The sequence below is a fragment of the Hymenobacter sp. HSC-4F20 genome, from assembly GCF_019599275.1.
GTDB lineage: Bacteria > Bacteroidota > Bacteroidia > Cytophagales > Hymenobacteraceae > Hymenobacter.
The window spans coordinates 520,776-545,018 of sequence record NZ_JAHZTD010000002.1; the positions used below are offsets into that span (position 1 = coordinate 520,776).

At 57.2% G+C, this 24,243-nt stretch carries 21 protein-coding genes; 8 read left to right on the forward strand and 13 right to left on the reverse strand.

What is annotated here, in order from left to right; all coding sequences use genetic code 11:
* Window positions 1–102: 102 nt before the first annotated feature.
* The 8 genes from K3G63_RS11945 to K3G63_RS11975 all read right to left on the reverse strand — a co-directional run bounded on the left by K3G63_RS11945 (window position 103) and on the right by K3G63_RS11975 (window position 9,006).
* Entirely contained in the window at window positions 103–1,131 is a 1,029-nt protein-coding gene (locus K3G63_RS11945) for an acyltransferase (RefSeq protein ID WP_220614355.1), read from the reverse strand.
* 185 nt (window positions 1,132–1,316) lie between these two features.
* Complete coding sequence (gene map / locus K3G63_RS11950; protein ID WP_220614356.1) at window positions 1,317–2,081, reverse strand: type I methionyl aminopeptidase; 765 nt, start codon at window positions 2,079–2,081, stop codon at window positions 1,317–1,319.
* A gap of 304 nt (window positions 2,082–2,385) precedes the next feature.
* Window positions 2,386–3,036: a hypothetical protein gene (locus tag K3G63_RS11955; protein WP_220614357.1), complete on the reverse strand. Its 651-nt coding sequence runs from the start codon at window positions 3,034–3,036 to the stop codon at window positions 2,386–2,388.
* 331 nt (window positions 3,037–3,367) lie between these two features.
* Window positions 3,368–4,300, reverse strand: a complete 933-nt coding sequence (locus K3G63_RS22835) for an SDR family oxidoreductase (RefSeq protein ID WP_259404429.1) — start codon at window positions 4,298–4,300, stop codon at window positions 3,368–3,370.
* Window positions 4,301–4,303: 3 nt separating this feature from the next.
* Window positions 4,304–5,611 (reverse strand): family 1 glycosylhydrolase, encoded by a 1,308-nt coding sequence (locus K3G63_RS22840; protein ID WP_259404430.1) that lies wholly within the window; start codon window positions 5,609–5,611, stop codon window positions 4,304–4,306.
* A gap of 188 nt (window positions 5,612–5,799) precedes the next feature.
* Window positions 5,800–6,981 (reverse strand): UDP-galactopyranose mutase, encoded by a 1,182-nt coding sequence (gene glf, locus K3G63_RS11965; RefSeq protein WP_220614358.1) that lies wholly within the window; start codon window positions 6,979–6,981, stop codon window positions 5,800–5,802.
* 94 nt (window positions 6,982–7,075) lie between these two features.
* On the reverse strand, window positions 7,076–8,323 hold the full coding sequence (locus tag K3G63_RS11970; protein WP_220614359.1) for a glycosyltransferase family 1 protein: 1,248 nt from the start codon (window positions 8,321–8,323) through the stop codon (window positions 7,076–7,078).
* Between the two features lie 140 nt (window positions 8,324–8,463).
* Window positions 8,464–9,006, reverse strand: coding sequence for a GNAT family N-acetyltransferase (locus K3G63_RS11975; RefSeq protein ID WP_220614360.1), 543 nt, complete (start codon window positions 9,004–9,006; stop codon window positions 8,464–8,466).
* A 133-nt stretch (window positions 9,007–9,139) separates the two neighbouring features.
* Between K3G63_RS11975 and K3G63_RS11980 the strand changes: the two genes are divergently transcribed.
* Entirely contained in the window at window positions 9,140–10,159 is a 1,020-nt protein-coding gene (locus K3G63_RS11980; protein WP_220614361.1) for an aldo/keto reductase, read from the forward strand.
* Between the two features lie 127 nt (window positions 10,160–10,286).
* Here K3G63_RS11980 and dapF read toward each other — a convergent pair whose 3' ends face one another.
* Window positions 10,287–11,099 (reverse strand): diaminopimelate epimerase, encoded by an 813-nt coding sequence (dapF, locus tag K3G63_RS11985; RefSeq protein WP_220614362.1) that lies wholly within the window; start codon window positions 11,097–11,099, stop codon window positions 10,287–10,289.
* Between the two features lie 76 nt (window positions 11,100–11,175).
* Window positions 11,176–11,664, reverse strand: coding sequence for a DinB family protein (locus tag K3G63_RS11990; RefSeq protein WP_220614363.1), 489 nt, complete (start codon window positions 11,662–11,664; stop codon window positions 11,176–11,178).
* Between the two features lie 110 nt (window positions 11,665–11,774).
* On the opposite strand from K3G63_RS11990, the gene K3G63_RS11995 reads away from it, so the two are divergent.
* Together K3G63_RS11995 and K3G63_RS12000 are read left to right on the forward strand one after the other, a co-directional pair.
* Window positions 11,775–12,659, forward strand: a complete 885-nt coding sequence (locus tag K3G63_RS11995; RefSeq protein ID WP_220614364.1) for a class I SAM-dependent methyltransferase — start codon at window positions 11,775–11,777, stop codon at window positions 12,657–12,659.
* Window positions 12,660–12,791: 132 nt separating this feature from the next.
* On the forward strand, window positions 12,792–13,748 hold the full coding sequence (locus tag K3G63_RS12000) for a phosphatase (protein ID WP_310794582.1): 957 nt from the start codon (window positions 12,792–12,794) through the stop codon (window positions 13,746–13,748).
* 6 nt (window positions 13,749–13,754) lie between these two features.
* Here K3G63_RS12000 and K3G63_RS12005 read toward each other — a convergent pair whose 3' ends face one another.
* Window positions 13,755–14,849 carry a putative zinc-binding metallopeptidase gene (locus K3G63_RS12005; RefSeq protein ID WP_220614365.1) on the reverse strand — a complete coding sequence of 365 codons (1,095 nt, stop codon included), beginning with the start codon at window positions 14,847–14,849 and terminating at the stop codon, window positions 13,755–13,757.
* Window positions 14,850–15,318: 469 nt separating this feature from the next.
* Between K3G63_RS12005 and K3G63_RS12010 the strand changes: the two genes are divergently transcribed.
* The 4 genes from K3G63_RS12010 (at window position 15,319) to K3G63_RS12025 (ending at window position 20,056) form a co-directional block, all read left to right on the forward strand.
* Window positions 15,319–16,767 carry a circularly permuted type 2 ATP-grasp protein gene (locus K3G63_RS12010; RefSeq protein WP_220614366.1) on the forward strand — a complete coding sequence of 483 codons (1,449 nt, stop codon included), beginning with the start codon at window positions 15,319–15,321 and terminating at the stop codon, window positions 16,765–16,767.
* A gap of 172 nt (window positions 16,768–16,939) precedes the next feature.
* Window positions 16,940–17,875 (forward strand): alpha-E domain-containing protein, encoded by a 936-nt coding sequence (locus tag K3G63_RS12015; RefSeq protein WP_220614367.1) that lies wholly within the window; start codon window positions 16,940–16,942, stop codon window positions 17,873–17,875.
* Window positions 17,876–17,883: 8 nt separating this feature from the next.
* On the forward strand, window positions 17,884–18,867 hold the full coding sequence (locus K3G63_RS12020; RefSeq protein ID WP_220614368.1) for a transglutaminase family protein: 984 nt from the start codon (window positions 17,884–17,886) through the stop codon (window positions 18,865–18,867).
* A gap of 121 nt (window positions 18,868–18,988) precedes the next feature.
* Complete coding sequence (locus K3G63_RS12025; protein WP_220614369.1) at window positions 18,989–20,056, forward strand: Ldh family oxidoreductase; 1,068 nt, start codon at window positions 18,989–18,991, stop codon at window positions 20,054–20,056.
* 76 nt (window positions 20,057–20,132) lie between these two features.
* Here K3G63_RS12025 and K3G63_RS12030 read toward each other — a convergent pair whose 3' ends face one another.
* Window positions 20,133–20,963 (reverse strand): murein L,D-transpeptidase catalytic domain family protein, encoded by an 831-nt coding sequence (locus K3G63_RS12030; protein ID WP_220614370.1) that lies wholly within the window; start codon window positions 20,961–20,963, stop codon window positions 20,133–20,135.
* Between the two features lie 306 nt (window positions 20,964–21,269).
* Here K3G63_RS12030 and K3G63_RS12035 point away from each other — a divergent pair, with 306 nt between their 5' ends.
* Entirely contained in the window at window positions 21,270–23,633 is a 2,364-nt protein-coding gene (locus K3G63_RS12035; RefSeq protein ID WP_220614371.1) for an alpha-amylase family glycosyl hydrolase, read from the forward strand.
* 84 nt (window positions 23,634–23,717) lie between these two features.
* Here the strand turns inward: K3G63_RS12035 and K3G63_RS12040 are convergent, their stop codons facing one another.
* Entirely contained in the window at window positions 23,718–24,206 is a 489-nt protein-coding gene (locus K3G63_RS12040) for a group 1 truncated hemoglobin (protein WP_220614372.1), read from the reverse strand.
* Window positions 24,207–24,243: the final 37 nt, after the last annotated feature.

Below are 24,243 nucleotides of genomic sequence, written 5' to 3' on the forward strand. Positions count from 1 at the left end.
ATATCATAATGAACAGACAATCTGGCTGGTTCCCTTGCACTTGTAGCAAGCTGCCCCAGCCTTAGCCTCTGTGGTTTGGTGGCTACTACCCTTTCGAAGGGCTTACCCCCGTCCGGGGCGGGCCACGTAGTGCGAGCTGCGCTTCAACCAGCGCTTTTCTACTGCGTGCCACAGCAGAAATGCTACCGTGAGCACCGTGAGCAACAAGCCCACCAAGCCTACCCAGGGCTGGTGCTCGAAAATGCCCCAGTAGATGAACAACTGAATAAGCGGAAAGTGCACCAAATAAGTACCGTACGATACATCACCCCACTGGCCTACGGGCAGTTGCACCGGCAGGCGGGTAGCCAGATACAGCACCGCCGCCGCGTAGTATAGGGGCTCTACTACCTCGCGCAAGGCGTGGTGGCGCACTACCAGAAAGGCCACTCCCGAGGCAAGTGCAACCCAACCCAGCCAAGGACCTAGCTGGCGCTCTTTGAATGTAAACAACGCTCCCAGGGCAAAGAAATGCAGCATGCCCGGAAACTGCCGGGCCAGCTCCGTTACCATCTGAGGGCTTAAGCCTGGCACCTGGGGTAGCAACCAACTCCAGAGCAGGGCGCCGCCGTATGCCAACGCAACGGCTGGGTAAGCACCCACGCGCCGAAATAGCCACACCAGTATGGGCACGCAGCAGTACAAGCACAGCTCAACCTTAATGGTCCAGAGGGAACCGTTCAGCACGGAAACCGGGTGCTGCTCGAACGTGCCTGGCAAGGTAGGCTGCAAGAAATTGAGAAAACCCGCATTGGCGGCCAGATAGCGGTAGCTGGCCGGGTGACGCAGGTAGTCGGCTGGTGAGAGCCTGGTAGCCACTAGCCCCACTGCCCAAGCCAGGCCAATGGTTACGAGGTAGGCCGGATAGATACGCCGGGCCCGTTTCTCGGCATACTCCCAACCGGTAGCACTGGTCAGGTAGCTGCGGGTTACCAAGCAGCCACTTATTACGAAGAAGCCTTTCACCGCAAAATCAGCCGATAAAACCGTCAGGAAAGGCTGGAATGCTGGTAGCGCCGACAGCACCGCCAGGTGGCACAACACAACCGTGAGGGCCAGCCCAAGGCGTACAGCGTCGAAATTATTCTGCATTGCGAAAGAGTATTCCAGCGCAAAATACACGCGGCGCGACTTTCAGCAGCGTTTCTTGGTCAGGGTCCAGCTAATAGCTCACCCTCAGGGGTCAGGGAGCTATTAGCTGGACCCTATCTGTTGCCTGCATCTTTTTCTAGCTAGCTTACCTTGCGGAGTGCTTGAGAGCTAGTGGGTAGGGCTATCTACTCCCAAATGCTGTTCGCCTCCGTCAGAATGAGAGGCTTATCGTCCGTGATGACAATGGTGTGTTCGTGCTGGGCTACGAAGCTGCCATCTTTGGTGGCTAGCGTCCAGCCGTCGTTGAGCTGATGGGCCAGCGTGGCACGAGTGGAAATAAACGTTTCTACCGCTACCACCGAGTTCTTCTTGAAGCGCTTCAGGTTGTACCGGTCGTAGTAGCAGGGTATTTCGCTGGGCTCCTCGTGCAGGCTGCGGCCAATACCGTGACCTACCAGGTTCTTGATAACCCGAAAACCTGCTTTTCGCGCTTCCGTTTCGATTAGCCCGCCGATGTCGGCTATGCGTACGCCGCCGCGAATGCGGCTGAGGGCGGTGCGCAGGATCTGCCGGGAAGCGTCAACCAGCGGCTGATGATTATGAATATCAGCCCCCAGCACGAAGGAGCCGCCATTATCCGCCCAGTAGCCGTCCAGCTCCGCCGATACGTCGATGTTCACCAGGTCGCCCTGCTGCAGCACCTTGCGGGCCGAGGGAATGCCGTGCGCCACTTCATTATTCACGCTGATGCACGTCCAGCCCGGAAACCCATAGGTAAGCCGCGGGGCCGAGTTAGCACCTAGCGCAGCCAGTATCCGTCCGCCATAGTCGTCTATCTCTTTAGTCGTCATACCCGGTTGGGCATACTCGCGCATTTGTTTCAGAGTGGTGCCTACGGCGGCGCTAATGCGCTGAAGGCCGGCTAAGTCGGCTTGAGAGGTGATGGACATGGGACGAAGGTTTATGGCTCTTTCAGGTTGCAGAGCTTTAGCTGGCTAACACGGAGAAGGCCGCGGCTGTTTAGTTCAGCAACTGATTTTAAGCTGTAATTCGCCCAACGTGACAATAGTCAGCGCCCGTACCTGCCCGGGCCAGTCTTTTTGATCCGGCATTTCCGCCAAGGCCCCGAAGCCACTATCAGCCCGATAACCGGGTGCTTTTCCAGGGTCTCTATGCCACTGCTGTGCAGGAGTTAGCCTAGGAGTGTTGTCGTTCATTTTCTCCTACCCCTCGCCGAACTGCACGTAGAGGCAGCTAATACGTCAGGACTACCTCGGTTGTGTCGAGAGGCTGCACGGAAAAGGCCTTCTCATGACGCACCACCTTTCCTCCGAAGTTCGCATCCCAGTGTACTACCAGACCACTTTCCGGGATGGTTGAATCCATGACGTGGTAAGTGACGGCGCCGTAATCCTTCGGGCGTAGGTCCAGGCTGGAGATATAGCCTTGGTCGCGCCAGGGGCCCCAGGCGTAGATAGCATCGGGTACACGCCCAGCCTTCTGTTCCACCCGGATCTTGAGCCAGGCCGGAGCCGCTACCCCCAACCGCAGATTTTGGTTCTTGCGGCCTTTTTTCAGGTAGGGCTCCTCCCCCCAATGCGAACCGTGCCCGGCATCGGAATAAGCTTTTAATACATACGAGGTGCCAGCCTCCGCCTCGAACTGAAAATGGAAACGGCCGGTAGCATCGGCTTGCCGCGGCGCTGTACTGGCCGAGTACCCGGAGTGCAGCCCACTGCCCGACTGAGCATAAACTTCTACCCAAGCATAGGGCACCGGCCGCTCGGTGCGCATTTCGATAACCTGGCCATCGACCAGCGTCGGGCCTTCATCTTTTTGACAGGAGCTGAGCAGCGCCCCTATGGCTGCTGCAAGACAGAAACGGGAGAAGGCGGGTATCATCATCAGGAGTTGAATAGGGAAGCAACCTACCTTTCTCCTACCCTATCGCCTAACCGAAAAGGGCTACTGCTAGACTTTACAAATTACCCACAACCTCCTATAAACATTTGATATACAACTTACTATGACACTATTTTCTTACTTATCAAACGCCTTCACCCTTTGCTATATAGCCAGCACAAGTGCGCGTGGAGGTAGCAAAGCGGTAAGCCATGCTGCTTTACCCCCAGTAAACGGCGAAACCCCACTGTCCTGGTCAGGAAGGTGGGGTTTCAACGAAAGGAATAGGTAGGAACGGGAGGGTGAAATTAGGGTAGCGCTAAGGGCATACTGGCTACGATGCTACGGCCATATGCTCTTCGGAAGAAGCCGTAATGGCTGGCATCATTTGCGAGACGCATGTGTGTAGGCGCTCCTCGGCGGAGGGTAGCAGGTTGCCTTGCTTACTTCCTAGCACGCTGTAGAGGGGCCGGGCAGCCGCTAAGCCAAACGCCTGCATAGACCGGGGCACTACAAACGAGGTATCGAGGCTGGCCATATCGGCAACTAGGCGGGCTAGGTCGGCCCAGGTATAGGCGCCTTGGTTGGCAAGGTGCCACACGCCGCGCTCTTCATCAATAAGCAAATCGAGGGCGACGTTTACCAGGTCGGGCACGTAGGTCGGCGAGATAAGTACATCGTCGGCTGCTTCAAATTGCTGTTTGCCGTGGGCTGCGCGCAGGGCGGAATACACGAAGTTGTATTCGTCCCAGGGGCTGAAAAATGCGCTGGTACGCACTACCAGGGCCTGAGGCATGTGCAGCAGCACGTCGCGCTCAGCGAGGCGCTTGCTGTTACCATACACGTTCAGGGGGCAAGGCGTGTCGCTTTCTACATAGGCTACCGATTTGTTGCCGTCGAAAACTAAATCGGAAGAAAACGTGAGAAAGTGGATGTCGCGGTAGGCACAGGCGGCGGCCAGAACGGTGGGCCCGGTCGTGTTTTCGCGGTAGCAGCGCTTGAAATCCTGTTCGGCTTCATCTACCCGCACGTAGCCCGCCGTGTTTACTACGGCCCAGGGGTTGTGCTGCGACAAGGCTTTTTCAACGGAAAGCGGATCGGCAATATTCAGCTCATCACGGCTCAGAGCCACGAAATCGATGCCGCGAACAGCGCAGAGGCGCTGAAAAGCCCGGCCGAGCGTACCGTTGGCTCCCGTAATCAAGAGAGGCTGCACCGGGGGGAGAGCCAGCCCCGCAGTCGGGTCATGGAGGTCAAGAATTTGCATAGTCTAGGAAGTCTTGGAAGTAGGACAATGGTGATGGTAGAGAAAACGGTCGTCTCGCTCCCACCACCCTTTATTCTGAAGCAACGGATGATGGTAGTGACCTTCTGTAGCAAGGCTTTTGACCATTTTGAAGAGAGCCGTAGGGCGGGGCTTCCCTCCACGCATATCAAATACCCCGCTCTCGTAAAATGCTCCTTCCTGCGTCAGTAGCGTGTTCCAATCATAAGCGCCCAGCAACGACCAGATGGTAATGGCGCGCAAGTCAATGCCCTCTTCTTTCAGCTGATTGGCCGTATCCCAGGCGTACTTTACCCAACGCATCTGCTCCTCCCGGGTACAGTCGAGGTGTACTTCTGTAATGGCAATTGGAATTTGGTACCGCTCCCAGGCTTCCAGGAGCAGGTCGTGCAGGCCAGTCATTTTTACCAGGCGTACTCGCACGGCCTCCACATCGGCGTACTCCACCCGGGCCTCGCTGTGGGCCAGATGATGGGCGGGAAAGTACTGGTGGTTCTCATCCAGAAACCGCTCACTGGTGATGTAGTGGTTGATACCAAGGATGTCGGGGGGTAGCGGATCGTGTACCAGTTCCAGAAGCTCGGCCTTGGAAGCGCCGTTTTTGCGCAAGTAGTCCCACAACGGATGGGCGGCATCAATACGACCACAGAGTAGGTCGAAGGTGAGCCAGCGGCGGTTGTTTTCGTACTCGGCCTGGTCTTGCAGCTTCGGTGTGCAGTGCGTTTTGCCTAAGTCCTCGGTTTGTACCAGCTGAGCGTCGGGGGTTACCTGCCGGATGGCCTTCATGGCTTCCTTCACTCCCTTGATATGATTCAGCTGGATGCGCACAAACGTTTTATCGTCGAGGGCGTGCGGATACCAGATACCGTACAAGCCGCTGAAACGCGCCGTGGTCAGGGGCTCATTAACGGGCGTGTAGTGCTTAATCCAAGGGTAGCGTTCGGCGACCATGCCGGCGAAGCGGGCCAGCCCCGGGACGAAGTTTTTTTTGTGCAGGGCTGTGTAATGAGGGCCGCTGCCGTGGTGCAGCAGCGTGACGATAGGGTCGATGCCCAGCTCCTGCAGGCGGGCCATCCGCTCATCGGTCCAGGACCAGTCGGGGTTGTCCAGGCTTTCGGGGGCTACTTGCTCCCACAGAATGGGGTAGCGCAGCTTCCGGATGCCTAGCTCGGCAATCTGGTCCAGATCCTCAATTCGGGTACGGTGCCCACTGCTCACGAGCTGATCTGAATACCCGTTGCCAACTCGCCGAATGGTACACTCTATCCCACCCCACACTTCTACTTTTTCCATTCTCTAGTGCATTTACGGCTACCCGGACGGTGCTACCAATGTTGAGTTACCCCAATCCAAAAACAGTTCTGTCACCCTGATCTGGTAGCAGAAGGCTCTGCAGGTATCAGCCAAGTGGCATCTATACCCTGAAACTTCCTGCTACCAGTTCAGAGTGACAGACTCTAAACAGCCAGTGTTACAGCAAACTATTCTTTAGCCGGGTCGCGGGGAACCAGTTTTTCCATGATGGAAGTCGAGCCGATGATGGTAGGCTTGCTGGACTTCTGTGCTTCTTCGGTTTTCTCCGTGAGCTTCTTGTACAGCGTCAGGGCCTGCGCTACTACCTGGTCCATGTTGTAGTACTTGTAAGTAGCCAGGCGGCCTACGAAGTGTACGTTAGGCGTTTCGTCGGCCAGCTTCTTGTACTGGTTGTACAGCTCGGCGTTTTCGAGGCGCGGCACGGGGTAGTAGGGGTCCCCTTCGGCCTTCGGATACTCGTACACGATGCTGGTTTTCGGGTGCTTCTGGCCGGTAAGGGCTTTAAACTCCGTGATGCGCGTGTACAGGTTGTCGTTGGGGTAGTTTACTACCGGAGCCGCCAGGTAGTTTTCCTGGTTCAGGGTTTCGTGCTTGAACTCCAGGGAACGGTAGGGCAGCTTGCCATACTTGAAGTCGAAGTACTCATCCACCGGACCCGTGAAAATCATTTCCTTGAAGGGAATGAAGTCCACAATGTCGTGGTAGTCGGTGTTGAGCATCACCTTAATGTTCGGGTGGTCCAGCATGCGCTCAAACATGCGGGTGTAGCCGTGCAGCGGCATGGCCTGGTAGGTATCGGTGAAATACCGGTCGTCGCGGTTGGTGCGGGTAGGTACGCGGCTCGTTACCGACTTGTCCAGCTCCGAGGGGTCCATGCCCCACTGCTTGCGGGTGTAGTTGCGGAAAAACTTCTCGTACAGCTCGCGGCCTACTTTGCTTACTACTACGTCTTCCGAGGTTTTGATAACCGGTACTTGCTCGGCCACCGACTCAAAGAATTGCTCTACCTCAAAGCTGTTAAGCGAGAGGCCATAGAGCTTGTTGATTGTATCGAGGTTGATGGGCATGGGCACCAGTTGGCCATCTACGGAAGCCAACACGCGGTGCTCATAGGGGCGCCAATCGGTGAAGTTAGATAGGTACTCGAAAACGTCCTTCGAGTTAGTATGGAAGATGTGCGGACCGTATTTGTGGACCAGAATGCCTTCCTCGTTGTAGTGGTCGTAGGCGTTGCCCGCAATGTGGCTGCGCTTATCTACGATGAGAACTTTCTTATTGGAGCGCGTAGCGAGCCGCTCGGCCAATACACTGCCGGCAAATCCGGCTCCGACGATGAGATAATCGAACATAGCTAAGCGGAGTTTTTTAGGAGAAGAATGAGGGGGAAGAACGGGCAGTATTGGATGGGGGGAGCGAGGAAAATACGCAAGGCAGGGCGGGGCGTTACGCCAGGGCTGAACTGGAAGCCTGAGTAGATTGCGAAGAAGCAGTCAGCTTCTTTTGCATGAGAGCCACCATTTGCTCCCACGTCTGGTCCCAGCTGATGGTAGCCAAGTACTCATCGGTGCGCCGACGCCAATCGGCATCCTGGTGTTGCAGCAATGCTTTTTCGATGCCCCTACCGAATTCTTCGGCGGTGGCGGCAATGTGCACTAGGTTCAGGTCGCCGTAGGGGCGCACCACGTCGCGGATGGGCGTGCTTACTACGGGTCGGCCGGCAGCCAAGTACTCCGGGGTTTTGGTGGGCGAAATGAACTTGGTGCTTTCGTTGTCGGCGAACAGCAGGGTAGCCACATCCCAGCCGCGCAGGTAGGCTGGCAGCTCCTGGTAGTCTTTGCTGCCGAGGTAGTGGATATTTTGCTGGCGGGGCAGCAGGGCCGGATCAATCTTCACTACCGGACCAATTATCACGAACTGCCACTCGGGGTGCGCATCAGCGAGCTGACGGAGGAGTTCAATATCCAGGCGCTCATCTACTACCCCAAAGAATCCAACGCGCGGATGCGGAATCCCGGCCTGGTCGGCGGGGTCTGGAGCTTGCTGGCGGGCTTGTCCGAAGTGCGCTTTGTCGATGCTGCTCGGGAAGGGGTGCGCATCGGAATGCTGCTGGCTCTTGGCTTCGTACAGGGTGTGGCCGCCAGTAAATACGTAATCGGCTTTCCGGAACAGCTCCTGCTCCCGTTCGCGCAGAGTAGGAGGCGCAAACTTGAAAGCAGCCAACTCATCCATGCAGTCATAAATGGTAAGTGCAGGCGCAAAATCACGCGACTTACCGATGGCCATGGGGGTGTAGTACCAGAAAATGTACTTTTCAATTTTCTGCTCGGCGAAATACTGCCGCAGTACGTCGGCCTGGGCTTGTTCAGAGGCCGCCTCGTCGTGGCGCAGGCGGTTGGGCAAGTGCACCACCAGAACTTTCAGGCCGTGCTGCCGCTCTTTCACTTCCATGTGCGGCTCAATCAAATCATCGGCGTGGTAGAAAGCTTCTTCCACGTAGAACACCCGACCGTGCTGCGCAAAGCGCGACATGAGGTGTTGAGGGCGCTGCCACACGAAGTCCCAATGCAAATGGGCAAAACAAACGAGGTCGGGCAGGGCGTAGGGTAGTGTTACGGCAGGGGCAGCTGTTTGAGAGGAGAGTGATGATTCGGAGGCGCGCACTGGCGGCTCCGCTGGTGGAGACAGCGACATAGAAGCAGGAGAATACGTTAGAACAGTAGGTCAGAAGCCCGTCTGACTACCAAGATGGCTACCTACTGTTTCCTCCTCATACGCCTAGGAAAAAAAAAGGGTATGGATGAGGTTAGCGGGGGCTTAGCGAGCCCATTATACTATACAGATGGAGGATTGTAAGCTGCAGCGAGAATTTTCTGCATTTCTACGGCATCTTGCCAGCCTTCTGCGGTGCGAAGCCATTCTTTGCGCACCCCTACCCTACTGAAGCCGGCGCCCGCAAACAATTCCAGGCTGGCATAATTTGCGAGTGAAATAGTACAATAAATCTGATGCAAGCGTAACACCTCACGAGCATAAGGCACTACTAGTTGTAAAGCAGCGTGGGCGTAACCTAGTCGCCGGAATTCGCGCAAAATGGTAATGCCTACCCCCGCGCGTTGGTGCAAGGGTTCAAACCCAAAAATATCCAAAGCGCCTACAGCCTGGCCGGTACTAGCTGCACAAATAACTAGCCGCAGCTGCCGGACCTCAAAAAAATCGGCTGCCGCAGCATCCAGATAGTGCCGCAACACGTGCCGCGACACTGGCGCCAACGTGTCGGAGACGCCCCACACCTCCGGGTCGTTTTCTAACGCATACAGAAACTCAAGATCTTCGGCTTCCAGAGGGCGTAGGAAAATCAGGTCGGTGCGGAGCATGGGTTGAGCGGGCAATGAGGGGTCGTAAACCTACGAGCCGGGATGATAAAAGAAGGAAGCCTGCCAAATTTTGCTTCAACATTCAGCTGCATTGTCAGTTGAGGCAGGTAACATCCAATTTATTCTTGCCGACATGAAATACAACCTGCTGGGAAATACCGGACTGAAAGTATCGGAGCTGTGCTTAGGCACCATGACATTTGGGGGCCGGGGCTGGGCCGCCGCCATTGGCTCCCTGGATCAGCAAGCCGTTGATGAGCTGGTGAAGCGCTCTATTGATGCGGGCATCAACTTCATTGACACCGCCAATGTGTACTCCGAAGGGCTTTCCGAGGAGCTGACGGGCCAATCGTTGCACAATCTGGGCATTTCGCGGCACGATGTGGTGCTGGCTACCAAAGTGCGCGGCAAGATGGGCGAAGGGCCTAATGATGTCGGGCTCACGCGCAAGCACATCTTTCAGCAGGTAGACGACAGCCTGCGCCGCCTGAAAACCGATTACATCGACCTGTACCAAACCCACAGCTACGACCCGCTGACGCCCTTGGAGGAAACCCTGCGCGCCCTCGACGATTTGGTACGTAGCGGCAAAGTGCGCTACATCGGGGCCAGCAACGTGGCGGCCTGGCAGCTGATGAAGGCCCTGAGCTACTCCACCTACAACCACGTAGAAAAATATGTGTCGTTGCAGGCGTACTACACCATTGCCGGCCGCGACCTGGAACGGGAGTTGGTGCCCTTACTGCAGGATCAGAAGGTAGGCCTGATGGTCTGGAGCCCGCTGGCTGGCGGTTTCCTGAGTGGTAAGTTCACCCGCGAAAACCAGAACGAGGAAGGCGCCCGCCGCGTCAACTTCGACTTCCCGCCCGTCGACAAGGAAAAAGCCTTCGACATTATTGATGTGCTACGCCCGATGGCCGAGGCCAAAGGCGCCACGGTAGCTCAGCTGGCCCTGGCCTGGCTGTTGCACCAGCCGGTAGTAAGCAGCGTCATCATCGGGGCCAAGAAGATGGACCAACTGGAAGACAACCTGAAAGCTGTAGATGTACAGTTCACCCCCGAGGAATTACAGCAATTGGATGAAGTCAGCAAGCTGGCGCCGGAGTACCCCGGCTGGATGCTGGACTTCACCGGCGGCGACCGGCAGCGTTAACCACTATACCACAACACGGCCGCAGTCTATACGCATCTGTCTAAGCCGCGGCCGTATTGTGGTATAGTAGGTAAGCTGGATGGAAGCCATTATTCCTCCGCAGTCGGCTCAGACTCGGAGGCAGAATTTATTTCGTGCTATCCGCTACCTGTATTTTTCCGTCGAAGACGCGCGTGGCGGGGCCGCTGAGGAATACGTTGGTGAAAGAGCCATCGGGCTTGGCCTCGAAGGCCACGCGCAGGTCGCCACCGGGCGTGCGTAGGTGCACGGGGCTGCTAGCACCGCGCCGGGAAGCTGCCAGGGCTACGGCTGTCACGCCGGTGCCGCAGCTCAGGGTTTCATCTTCTACCCCCCGCTCATACGTCCGCACTTGCCAGGGCTGGCCAGGGGTAGCAGGCGCCTCTACGAAGTTGACGTTGGTGCCCTTTTCCCGGAACCGCTCGTTGTAGCGGTAGGTGCGGCCCTCGGTAAACACGTTCAGCTCGGCGAGGGTGCTGGCGGGCAGAAAGCGCACGAGGTGAGGGGAGCCCGTATCGAGAAACACGCCGTACTCTTCTACCTCCTGCTGGCCGATTACATCCTGCATGCGCAGGTGCACCGTGCCGTCCGCATCTACGCGGGCCTCGTGGGGGCCATCGGCGGCCAGGAAATGGGTTTCGTTCTGGATAACTCCGAGCTGCTTGGCAAAGGCGACGGTACACCGGCCACCGTTGCCGCACATGGAGCCTACATAGCCATCGGCGTTGAAGTACACCATCTCGAAATCGTACTGTGGATGCTGGCGCAACAGTATCAGGCCATCGGCCCCGATGCCGCGGCGACGGTCGCAGAGGAAGCGCACCAGCTGGTGGTTATGCTCGTCGAATTGATGGGCGCGGTCGTCCACCATCACGAAGTCGTTGCCAGTGCCTTGGTATTTGTAAAAAGGAAGCGAAGTCATAACAAGAAGTAAGAAGACAAAGATGGCCATTGGCAGCCGCAGAACCGCACGCCAGTGCAGAGCAGCAACACAATTATCAGCTAAATGCTTTCCGCAGCAAGGCTATTTGCCCGGCATGGTATAAGTTGTGCTGCACCAGCCCGTGTAGCAGCACATAGTAAGTACCCGGCGTACCGGCCGCATATTCGGGCTGGGCCTCCAGATAACGGTCAAGGTCAGTATCCTGGAGGCGCGCTACCGCGCCCAGCAACTGCTCATGCGCCGCGTGCAGATGGGCTTGCGCTTGCTGCCAAGAGGTTTCGTCGGGGGTTGGGGGTAGCGGCGGCCAATTCTGTTCGTCGGTGGGGCCGATGAGTTGGTTGGTTTCCAGGCGCTGCCGCACAATTTGTAGCCAGGTATCCAGGTGCAGCACAATTTCCCAGATACTATGTGCACCGACCACCGGATGGGCGGCGGCCTGGGCGGCGGAAGTGCCAGATACGGTAGCCTGCAGGGAAGGGCCAGCCCAGGCGTCGCCGTCGAAAGCGCGCCGGAGCTGATCTAGTAGTAGTTCGGTTTGCTTCATCGTCTTGTTCTTGTGCGCTACGGTCCTTTCCCTTTCTACGATACCGCCCAAAACTGCGCCATGCCGTACCTTTGCCCACCTGCCCTACCCGGCAGCGTAAAGGTAGTTCTATGTACACGTTTCTCACCACCAGCCCCTGGGCCGACTACGAGCTGATCGACGCCGGCAACTTCGAAAAGCTGGAGCGCTTCGGCAACCATATTTTGTCTCGCCCCGAGCCCCAGGCCATCTGGGACCCGCACCTGCCCGCCTCGGAGTGGCAGCGGGCCAACGCCATTTTTACCCGGGAGAAGGGCAGTCAGGAACGCGGGCAGTGGAAAATTAAGGGCGGCACGCCGGAGCAATGGGTGATTGGCTACGAGCGGCCGGGCGGGCTGAAGCTGCGGTTCCGTCTGGGCATGTCGTCGTTCAAGCACGTGGGCCTGTTTCCGGAGCAGGACCCCAACTGGCAGTTCATTTATGAGCAGACGCGCCAGCGCCGCGCTACCCAGCCGCGGGTGCTGAACCTCTTTGCCTACACCGGAGCGGCTACGCTGGCCGCCCGCGCCGCCGGCGCCGACGTGACTCACCTCGACTCGGTAAAGCAAGTCAACTTCTGGGCCCGCGACAATATGGAAGCCTCCAACCTGGATGGGGTGCGCTGGCTGGTGGAAGATGCCATGAAGTACGTGCGGCGTGAAGTGAAGCGTGGCAGCAAGTACCAGGGCCTCATCCTCGACCCGCCCGCTTACGGCCGCGGCCCCAACGGCGAAAAGTGGCAGCTGGAAGACGAGCTGAACGAGATGCTCAAGCTCTGCAAGGAGCTGCTGGACCCGCAGGACCATTTCTTCCTCATCAACCTGTATTCCCTGGGCTTCTCGGCCCTGATTCTGGAAAACCTCGTGCACGAAATCTTTCCCCAGGCCCGCCAAACCCGGGAAATCGGGGAGATTTACTTGCACGACCAAGCAGCCCGCAAGCTGCCACTAGGCACCTTCTGCCGTTTTGCTGTCTAACGTGACGTAGTAACGAGGCGAGGAGAAACGAGGTAAAGGGAAATACTTATTCGCTGCCTGCCGCCCGCTTTCTTGTCGCCTCAGCACCCGTCACAGGTTTCCTAATCCGTTTATCACCTCTTTCCCCTTTCCGTGTCACTGCACTCGCCCCGCCACCGCCGCCTGGCCCTGATTGATATGGGCACGAATACCTTTCACCTGCTCATAGTAGAGCTACCCGAGCCAAGCCACCAGCAGCCCGTAACGCTGCTGCGCACCAAAGTGGGCGTGCGGCTGGGGGAAGGTGGTATCAGTAAGGGCGAAATTGCTCCGGCGGCTTTTGAGCGGGCCTTGCACACGCTGGTAGGCTTCAAAGAGGAAATTGAGCTGCACCAAGTAACCGAAGTGCGCGCCACGGCCACCAGCGCCATGCGCGTAACGCGCAACGGCCCGGCCCTGGCGCAGGCCATCTTCGAGCAGACCGGCATCCGGGTGGAGGTGATTCCGGGCGAGCGGGAAGCCGAGCTGATTGCCAAAGGTGTGCGGTGGGCCGTGCCGCTGGGCAACCAGCCTCACCTGATTATGGATATTGGCGGCGGCTCGGTGGAGTTCATCCTTGCCGATGCTACTACCATCTTCTGGAAGCAAAGCTTCGAGATTGGAGCCCAACGCATGTTGGATAAGTTCTTCCCCGACCCCAGCGGCGTATTTCCGGCAGAAGCCGTAGCCGCCGAACAGGAATACCTTACAACCATGTTGGCCCCACTGGCGGCGGCCGTGCAGCAGTACCAGCCGGTAGGCCTGGTTGGTGCCTCGGGCAGCTTCGACAGCTTGGCCGATATGCAGCTGGGCCGGCTACGCACCGAAGCGGAGCTACCCCCTCGCACGGAGCTGACCCTGGAAAGCTTCCGGCGTAGCTACCAGCAACTACTCAGCCTCAACCACGAGCAGCGGGTAGCCCTGCCCGGCATCTTGCCCATGCGCGCCGATATGTTGGTGGTAGCCAGCGTGCTCATTGATTTTGTGCTGAACATGACGGGCATCACCCACATTCAGACCTCCGCCTACGCCCTGAAGGAAGGGCTACTGGCCGAAATGATGGAGCAATAGCCTCGGTTACGCAGCTGACTTCAGCGCATCAGCTTTGGCCTGTCGGCACACCCGGTGGATGAAAGCCAGCTTATGCACTACCTCCGGCCCAATGATGAACGGATACGAATCGGGCTGACCCATGCTGCGGTTGAGGCTGTTCATGGCAAACGAGAGGGGTAGCCACATTTCCATAATGCGGTTGAAATCCTCCACGTGGTAAGGGTCGGTGGTAATGGCCGCGTCCAGGTTCTGGTCGTCGGTAGCGCGCAGGGGGTTTACGCTGAGCCCAAAAGCGTAGGCCGTTTGCAGCGTATCCATGATGTGGAGGTAGTGGGCCCAGGTTTCGGCCCAGTCTTCCCAGGAGTGGGTAGTGGCGTAGGCGCTGATGTAGTGCTCGGCCCAATCGGCGGGCGGGCCCTGGTCGTAGTGCTTTTTCAGCGCCTCCCCGTAATCTTCCTGCTCATCACCAAACAGCTGGCGGTACTCGTCAATCCAGGGGGTATTTTCAATAAGCCGCTCCCAGTAGTAGTGGCCTACCTCGTGGCGGAAGTGGCCCAGCACCGTGCGGTACACCTCATCCATCGACTTGCGCGCCATTTCGCGTTCCACGGAATCGGCCTCGGCAATGTTGATGGTGATGAGGCCATTGTCGTGGCCCGTCATTACTTTTTCTCCTTCGGGCTTTTGCTCGTTGGCCAGAAAGTCGAAGGCTAAGCCCGTTTCCTCGTTTTCGGTTTTGCTGATGACAGGCAGGCCCAGCTGGAGTAAGCTGAACACCAACCGATGCTTGGCTTGCTCCAGGTTATGCCAGCGGGCTATGTGGCCGGGCTCACTCAGCTTCGGGATGGTGCGGTTAAGCTGGCAGGCCAAGCAAAACTCGCTGCCGCTGTTGGCAGGCACCAGCCAGTTGCATACGTTATGGGTATGGTTGGCGCAGTAGGTATAGGTAGTATTTGTACCCTGGCCGTACTGGGTAAAGCGCTGCCCTTCGGCTTGCTGCTCCAGGGCCACCAACTGCTGCGAGGGCACGTCGAAGCCCAGTGGATACTGGCACTGCTCGCACTGCGTATTTTCAAAATAGACTACCTGCCCGCAGTGCGTGCACTTAAAGAGTTTCATAGCCGCTCGTCTGGTTTTTCACTACCCCACTGCACCTCACAAGGCCTGTGGCAACAAGCCCACTCAAACGCATGGGTAGCAGATTGGTTCTGGTTTAGCTTGCAGATTACGGGCATCTGGAACCCTGTATTAAGCTTTCCCTATATCTAAGTAAATTTATAATCACCTCCAACCAAGGCAATAGTTGCCTTACCCCAAGTATAGGTAAGCAGAACGGTAGCACGCGAAACGAAGCTCAACTGAAAACCTTCTACTACTGCTCAGTTTACGTATTTTTTGGCTGCAAACGATGCTCAGCTCGTGGGCTTCCTACCTTATATTCTGGCGAAGCCTTTAGCATTGAATGTGAGATAATAAGCAATACGAAACCCGTGGTTTATTATTAAAATACAACTTCATAATTTCTTCATCGTAGGTGCGAGGAGTGCCTCTTACTACCTCCTAGCTCCCTGCTCTAGCCTACCCCACCATGACGGAGAATTCCTTACTACACACTTACCAGGAGCAGCCCAACATTTGGGACGAAATGTTCCATGCCGAGCAGGTACGCCCCGAGTACCGCAGCTTTGTGGCGGCCATCGAAAACCTGCCCCGCACCGAAATGACCCGCAAGGATGAACTGGCCAAGAAGCTGTTCATGAGCCAGGGCATTACGTTCACGGTGTATAATAGCGGCGAGGGTATTGAGAAGATATTTCCTTTCGACATCATTCCGCGCATTATTCAGCACCAGGAGTGGAAGCACATTGAAGCCGGTATTAAGCAGCGGTTGCTGGCCCTGAACATCTTCCTGAAGGACATCTACCACCAGCAGTTTATCGTGAAGGATGGCGTAATTCCGGCCACGCTGATTTACTCCTGCCCGCAGTTTTTGCGGGAAATGATCAATGTGGAGGTGCCCTACGACATCTACACCCACATTGCCGGCGTCGATTTGATTCGGGATGCGGATGGGCAGTTCTACGTGCTGGAGGACAATCTGCGTACACCTTCGGGTGTGTCGTATATGCTGGAAAACCGCAGCATTACCTCCCGCATCTTCCCCGATCTGCTGCCCAAAAGCAACGTGCAGCCGGTAAAAGACTACCCCGATCTGCTGTTCCGAAACCTGCTGGCCCTGGGCAACCGCCACGTCAGCGACCCGACGGTGGTGCTACTCTCGCCGGGCATCTACAACTCGGCTTATTTCGAGCATACTACCCTGGCCCGCCTGATGGGCATTGAGCTGGTGGAAGGCCGCGACTTGATTGTGCACAACCACCACGTGTTCATGAAGACGACGAAGGGCCTGAAGCAGGTAGATGTTATTTACCGCCGCGTCGACGATGAGTTTCTGGACCCGTTGGTGTTCCGGCCCGACAGTGCCCTGGGCGTGCCCGGCATTTATGCGGCCTACCGCAAAGGCAACGTGGCCATTGTGAATGCCATGGGCAACGGCGTGGCCGACGACAAAGCGGTGTACTCCTACGTGCCCGAAATGATTCGGTACTACCTCAATGAGGAGCCCATTTTGAATACGGTGCCCACCTACCAGATGAGCGACCCGGACCAACGAAAGATGGTATTCGAACGCATGGATAAGATGGTGATTAAGCGCACCAACGAGTCGGGTGGGTACGGCATGCTCATTGGCAGCAGCGCCACCGAGGAGCAGATGCAAACGTTCCGGGAAGCCATTACGGAAGATCCGCGCAGCTTTATTGCCCAGCCCATCATCAGCCTGTCGTCTACTCCTTGCTACATCAATGGCGTGCTCCAACCCCGCCGCGTCGATCTGCGCCCCTTTGCCCTGTACGGCCCCGGCGGTATTGATATCGTGCCGGGTGGCCTGACCCGGGTAGCCTTGCAGGAAGGCTCGCTGGTAGTAAACTCCTCCCAGGGCGGCGGCAGCAAAGACACCTGGGTACTGGGGGAATAAATAAGCAGTGAAGAATGAGGATAAAAGAATAAAGAATTGGTAGTAGTGCCAGTTGCCTTGTTCCTAGCTCCTCGTTTTCCGGCATCTCACACTTCATGGCAGAATGAAGAATCGGCTTTGCACGCACGCGGCCTCTTTCTTCATTCCTCATTCTTTATTCTTCACTGACACTATGCTCAGTCGCGTTGCAGATACTATTTACTGGCTGGCCCGCTACATGGAACGCACCCAAGCCATGTTGCAGGTTATCCGGATTTATTACCAGGCTTCCCAGGATAGCCCCCACGATTTCAGTTGGCGGCCCGTGTTGTACAGCTACGGTCACCTGACGCCCGAGGAGCTAACCGCTACCGAGGGCGATACGCCGCGGGTGTTGGAACACCTTATTCTGGATAAGAACAACGATGCTTCGGCCTTCAACAACGTGCTGCAGGCCCGCGAAAACGCCCGCGCCGCCCAAGACCATATTACCCGGGATGTATGGCAATGCCTGAATGATTACTACCACGCCATTCGGGGCGGCGACATAGCTCAGCAAATTCGGTACGGCGACCCCATGTCGGGAATTGATGCGCTGATGCGGCACGGGCTGGTATTTACGGGAGCCGTGCAGAACACCATGCCCCGCGACGAAGGCTACGGCTACCTCACCATGGGCAGGCTCTTGGAGCGAGCTTTACAAACCGCCGATATCCTGCGCATTCGGTGGGTAAACAGCTCCGAGAACCTACAAAATGGCCGCGAGGTACCGGAGTTGCGCTACTTGTTGCACTCCGTATTCGGCCATGAGCTGTACCTGAAAACCTACCGCGGCAACTTCAACCCCGATAGTGTGCTGCAATTCATCCTGCACAACAGTCACTTTGCCCACTCCCTTTCTTCCTGCCTGAACCGCCTGAGCTGGTACTTCGAGCGACTCCGGGCCGACAGCCTTCCCGAAAGCTACGAGCGACTGGAATTTATGGTAGGCCGCCTAACCAACCTAGTGAAATACAGCATGGTGTCGGCCAGCGAGCCGGAACAGCTGAATGAGTTTTTGCTGGAAACCCGCCAGGAGCTGCTGGCTATAGCGGTGGCTTTCGGGAAATACTATTTCGGACGTAGCTAACTACCCCCATGCCTTCCTACAACATCAAACATACCACGCGTTACACCTACGCATCGGAAGTAATTGACTGCGTCAACCAGATTATGCTCTATCCCATTGAGGATGACCGGCTGGAGGTTGTGCATCATGATATAGCCATTTCGCACGACTCAAGTGTAACCCCCGATACGCCCATCAACATCTACACTGACTACTTCGGAAATAAAGTAGGCGTGTTCTCGGTGTTGCAGCCGCATACGGTCCTCGTTATTGAGTCGAGCAAAGATGTGGTTACGCACCCGATTCAATTCCCTATGGATGAGCAATCGGCGGAGGAGCAATGGCAGCACCTGCAGAGCTTGCACCATGATCCGGAATTTATCGACTTTTTGTGCGAGGAGTGCTCTTCTTCACAGGATATGAGGGCTACCCTTGAACAGTTGGTAAACCGCTCCGAAAAGCCACTCAAGAATGCCTTGGTGCTTTCGGAATACGTGTATGACAACTTCCATTATCAGCAGGGCGTGACCAATATCGAAACGCCTGCCGAGGAAATCTGGCAGATGAAAGCCGGCGTGTGTCAGGATTTTGCCCACATCTTGCTGGCCATGATTCGGATGGTTGGCATCCCGGCCCGCTACGTGAGCGGCTATGTGTGTCCGCAGAAGGAAGGTGTGCGCGGCTCGGGTGCTACCCATGCCTGGGTGGAAGCCTACATTCCGTTCTACGGCTGGTTGGGCCTCGACCCCACCAACAACTGCATTGTAAACGACGGCCACGTACGCATGGCCATTGGCCGCAATTTCCCGGACTGCACGCCCGTAAAAGGCACTTACAAGGGCACCGGCTCTCACCGCCTCGATGTGTCGGTACACATTGAAAGCGGGGAACCTGAAATCCAGGCCGAGCTACCCCAGGAGCCCAACTATACCTACGAGGTAAAAGACCCTACCCCACCCATCAACTCGTACCGGCGCTACCAGGAGATGCAAATGCAGATGCAGCAGCAATAAGGGCGGTATAGCGTAAGTTTGGGCTTCCCGAAAGCTCCACCTTACCCAAGCAGACGGCGCTTCGAAGTTGAATCCTTTCTTGTACTTCGAAGCGCCGTCTGCTTTGCCCCTACCCTCACGCATGACCTCCATCCTTCCTTATACCCAGCTTTTCTCCTTTACCGAATCCGTTTTCCAAGGCATCGGCTGCTCCGACGAAGACGCGACGCTGGCTACTGAAACCCTGCTTTCCGCTGATTTACGCGGTATTGATTCGCACGGCGTAGCCCGCCTGATTGGTTACGTGCGCTTGTGGGAAGCTGGCCGTATCAACGCTACCCCGCGCGTGGGCGTAACCTATGAAACGCCCAGCACCGCCGTAGTAGACGGCGACGGAGGTCTGGGCCTAGTGGTGGGACCTAAAGCCATGCAGGTGGCTTTGGAGAAAGCGCGGCAGGTAGGTACCGGCTGGGTATCGGTGAAGAACTCCAACCACTTCGGTATTGCGGGCTACCACGCCATGAAAGCCCTCCCCCACGATATGATTGGGGTGGCCATGACGAATGCCTCGCCACTAGTAGCGCCTACTTACTCTTTGGAGCGCCTGCTGGGTACCAATCCCATTGCCGTAGCCATACCCGCTGCCGACGAGCCCGATTTCGTGCTGGATATGGCGACTACCACCGCCGCCAACGGGAAGCTCGAAATTGCCCAGCGCAAGAACTTACCCATTCCCGAAGGCTGGGCGCAGGATGCCGCCGGCGTGGGCTCTACGGATGCCAACGCCGTGAAAAACGGTGGTGCCCTGCTACCCCTCGGCGGAGCCACAGGTTCGCATAAAGGATATGGGCTAGGTGCAGTAGTCGATATTTTCTCGGCGATACTAAGCGGAGCGAACTATGGGCCTTGGGTGCCGCCTTTCGTAGCCTTTCTGCAGCCCTCCGAAAACCCGGTGGGCCAAGGGTTGGGGCACTTCTTCGGGGCTATGCGCGTCGATGCCTTCCGCCCCGCCGCCGAGTTCAAGGCCCACATGGACAACTGGATTACTACTTTCCGCAACGCCCGCGCTACGGAGGGTCAGCGCGTTCTTATCCCCGGCGACCCGGAGCGCGAAACCGCTGCTACCCGCCTGCTCGACGGTATTCCGCTGCTGGAGCCGGTCATCAAGGACCTAGAAAGCGTGGGCGCAAAATTTGGCGTGAAGCTGTAATTCCCCTACCCCATCGGCAATAAAAAAGCCCGTCTGAATGATTCAAACGGGCTTTTCTAATAAGACAAGTGCAGAATTAAATCATCTGCGTTTCGCTGAGCAGCTTGCTGACTGCTACGTCCTGATTCAGATACTTGGAAGAATATCGCTCATCGGGGCCGTTGAGGAACAAGCAGGTCTGGCCTTCTACGGCTTCAATGATGGCATCCTTCTCGGCCATAGGCAAAGCCGGACAACCAAGGCTGCGGCCTAAGCGGCCATACTGCCGGATAAAATCTTCACTTACGTAGTCGGCGCCATGCATGACCACGGAGCGCGAGAGAGCATTGGTATTGTAGCCTTCATCCAAGCCCTTGAGCTTGAGAGAACGGCCGTGCTTGCCCTGGTACTCCCCTTGGGTTACATAGAAGCCGAGGCTGCTCATGTTCGACTCATTCTCATTAGAGAAGGTAGTCGCCATGTTTTCGCCCGAGTTGTGACCGTGGGCAACCAGCGTATGAAACTTGACTTGCTTAGTAGCCAGGTCCAGCACCCACAGGCGCTTCTGCGTGGAAGGCAAGCCGAAGTCTACAATCGTCAGTAATTGCTTGTCACTGAGCTTGCCTTCGCTTTCCAGGTTGAGGTAGCCGGTCATAGCCTTCTGAAATACCTCGAAGCGCAGGCCTTGCTGCTCCAGCGCCAACTCACGGTACAAGTCCTGCAGGCGCTGATCGAAGAGGGCTGCCGGAGTAACCGCCGCGACGGGCAGGCGCAGCTCGGAGCCCGTGGTAGCGGCCTTCGATTTCGTTACGGGCGATGCCAATGGGGTAGCCAGGAATAGGGAGGCCACAAACGGCAGCACACGGCGAACCATCCGGCGGGTCCGCAGCTTCAGGCGCTGGCGACGAACTACACTCTGAGTTTCCATCGACACAGATTGATTTCTAGTTTCAGTAATGCGCTTGTTTCAGCACGAAACAGGCACCACAGGTTTTACGAGGCTTAGCTCATTCCAGATGCGCAATCAGCCTCTAAAATCTGTACCCTACTCTATAATGCTTATGCAGGCTGATAGATTCCCATCCGGCCAAAAACGGCAAAAAAACATCGAAATTCAGCAATACACCACCGGCATTGTACTACCCTATTTTCCACATTAGAGGCCCCAAATCCGCTCTTATCGGCGCACCCCGCGCCGTGTCTTTTTCCCACCAATCAATTCCCACTTTCTCACATGCACACGTGTACCTCCTGGATGCGTACGCTCACCCTGGCCGCAGCCGCCCTGCTGGCCCTGGGCGGACAACCTGCCAAAGCCCAAAAAGTAGTTCTGCAAGGCTACTGGTGGGACTATTGGAACACCAATTACCCCAACGGCTGGGCCAACTACATTGCCTTGCTGGCGCCCCGCCTGAAAGCTATGGGCATTGATGCCGTGTGGCTGCCACCCAGCATCAAGAACGGCAACCAAGGCAACGGCTATTCGCCCTTCGACAACTACGACCTCGGCGACAAGTACCAGAAAGGCTTTCTGGCTACCCGCCTGGGTACCAAAGATGAGCTGCTGCGGGCTGTGGCCGTGCTGCACGCCAACGGCATTGAGGTGGTACAGGACATCGTGCTGAACCACAACGACGGGGCTGGCTCCCAGACCGGGGCCGGCGGCCAGGACCCCGCCGCCTGGGAAGACTACTCCACCAGCAAGTACAAGAACTTCCGGTACGTGAGCTACAGCAAGCCCGCTACCACCGAGGACGCCGCCAACTACCTGGCCCGCAATGGCCGTTTCCCTAAAAACTGGCAGAACTTCAATCCCAACCCCGGCAACAACTCTACTTCCGGCGACTGGAACGCCGTGTACTTCGGGCCCGATGTAAGCTACTACAGCGGTTCTTACGGCCAAAGCTCCAACGCTACCTTCAACCCCACACAAAGCGCCGACTACATGCGTACTGGCGTGCGCAACTGGCTGGTGTGGTACAAAAAGCAGGAAGGTTTTGATGGCGTGCGCATGGACGCCGTGAAGCACTTCGCCGATGCTGCCTCCGAAGATTTCCTGTATAACCTGCAGAGCAATGCGGGCTGGGCCTCGGGCGGAGCTACTATGTTTGCCGTGGGCGAATGGGTAGGCTCTTCGGGCCAGATGGACGGCTGGGTGGCCAACGTGCAAAACCGCGCCGGCACCTTCGACTTCTCCTTGCGCAGTGGCCTCTATAACATTATTAGTGGAGGCGGCAACTTCGATTTGGGTTCGTTGCCGAGTTATCAGCAGGGCGCGCGGGTAGTGAACATCAACGGCCAGTACGTGCACCGTACCGTGCCTTTCGTGAACAACCACGATACGTTCCGCCCCCAAACCGATGCTGCGGGCAACTACACCGGCTGGAACACTGGCTCAGAGCTGGCGCCGCACATTGACCCGTTCGACCCGCGCCTTTCGGCGGCGTATGCGGCAGCGCTGGCCGTCGATGGCTCGCCCCAGATCTTCTTCGAAGACTTGTTTAACCTGGGCAACACCGGCAAGCGTTTCTCGCACCAGCCCACCAGCACCACCGATCTGCCGCTGCGCTCCGATATTGAAAACCTGATCTGGTGTCACCAGAACCTGCGTTTCAAGGACGGAGCCTACAAAGTCCGCTACCAGGCCGCCGACCACCTTGTGATTGAGCGTAGCACCAAGGCCATCATCGGCATCAACGACAACTACTCGGCCTGGCAGAACAATACGGTGTCGTGCGATTTTGCTCCCGGCACGGTGCTGAAGGACTACTCCGGAGCCAACGGTACAGCTACTGTAACGGTGAGCAGTTCCCAGACGGTAACCATCAACACCCCGCCCTGCAACGGCACCGCCAGCGGCGGCCGTCGCGGCTACTCGGTGTGGGCGCCTACGGGCATCAACACCAATTATTCCCGCGCGGCCATGCCTACTACTCAGGAGTGGGAACTGGCCGATGACCTAGGCGATTCGCACGCTTCCTCGCTGAAGCAAGGCGGGCAGCTACCGGCTTCCTCCACGGCCTACCGCACAGCTGGCCGCATTTACGTGGCATCGGGCCAAGGCATAACCTACACCCTCTTCCCCACCGATGCTACCCGTAGCCTGGCGGTAGAACTGGTAAACGGTAGCGGCACGGTGCTGAGCAGCAAAACCGGCACTGGCACCCTCACGGGCACTTACACCCCCACCGCTACCGGCTGGATAACGCTGCGCGCGAAAAATGCAGTAGCTACCAATCCGGGCCAGCGAGCCTTCGTTAAGGCGACTTACACTGCCCCGGCCGTACTGACCACCACCGCCCTGCGCGAAAGCACCATTACGGCTGCCACGCAAGCCGAAGTAACCAGCGCCGACCTGGCCGTGTACCCCAACCCCACCAGCGCCGACCGCATCGACGTGGTGCTACAGTCGCCGAAGGACGTGGCGGCTACCCTGCGCCTCGTGGATATGGTAGGCCGCGTAGTGCACGAGCAGTCGGTGCGGCTGTATCCTGGCTCTACGGAGCAGCGCCTCACGGTACGCCGCAGCTTGCCGACCGGCGTGTATCAGCTGCATGTACCAGAGCTCGGCCTGAGCCGGAAGGTAGTACTCAAGTAAGCCGGAACAGCTTCCGAAAGGTCAACAAAAAGCCCCGCCGAAAATCGGCGGGGTTTTTTATGCAGGTTAAGAAGGAAAACTAGGTTAGTGGCCTACGGTGGCCGCTTTCATTTCGTCGAGGATAGTGGCCAGCTCCGCCTTTTCTTTGGCCCCCAGGTTGTTGGCGGCCATGGAGGCGTCGGCGGCTTGGCGCCACACGGCCCATTCCGTTTCCGTAATCATCATGCCTTTGTGGGCGGCCAGCATGGTCATGCCCGTGTACTTCAGCGGGCCGCCCGTGGCTTCGCCCATCTGGTTGATGAAGTTGTTGCGCAGGCGGGCCAACCGGGCCGGCTTGTCGGGGTCGGTGAGCAGGGGGGTGTGCGTGCGCAGCATCTGGGAGTTCTTCACTTCCGTTTCAGCTGCTACGTTCGCCATCAGCACGTCCACGAATCCTTCCACGCCCTTCAGGCCACCCATGCGCTCATACAGGGTAGGCGCGGGGTCCGCTTCCTTGGAGCCGCAGGCCGTGGTGAAACATAAGGTGCCCGCCAGCAGCAGAACCGTCGGAAACTGGAGTCGAGGTAGAAACATACAAAAAGTAAAAAGGTGGATGAAATACAAAAGGCAA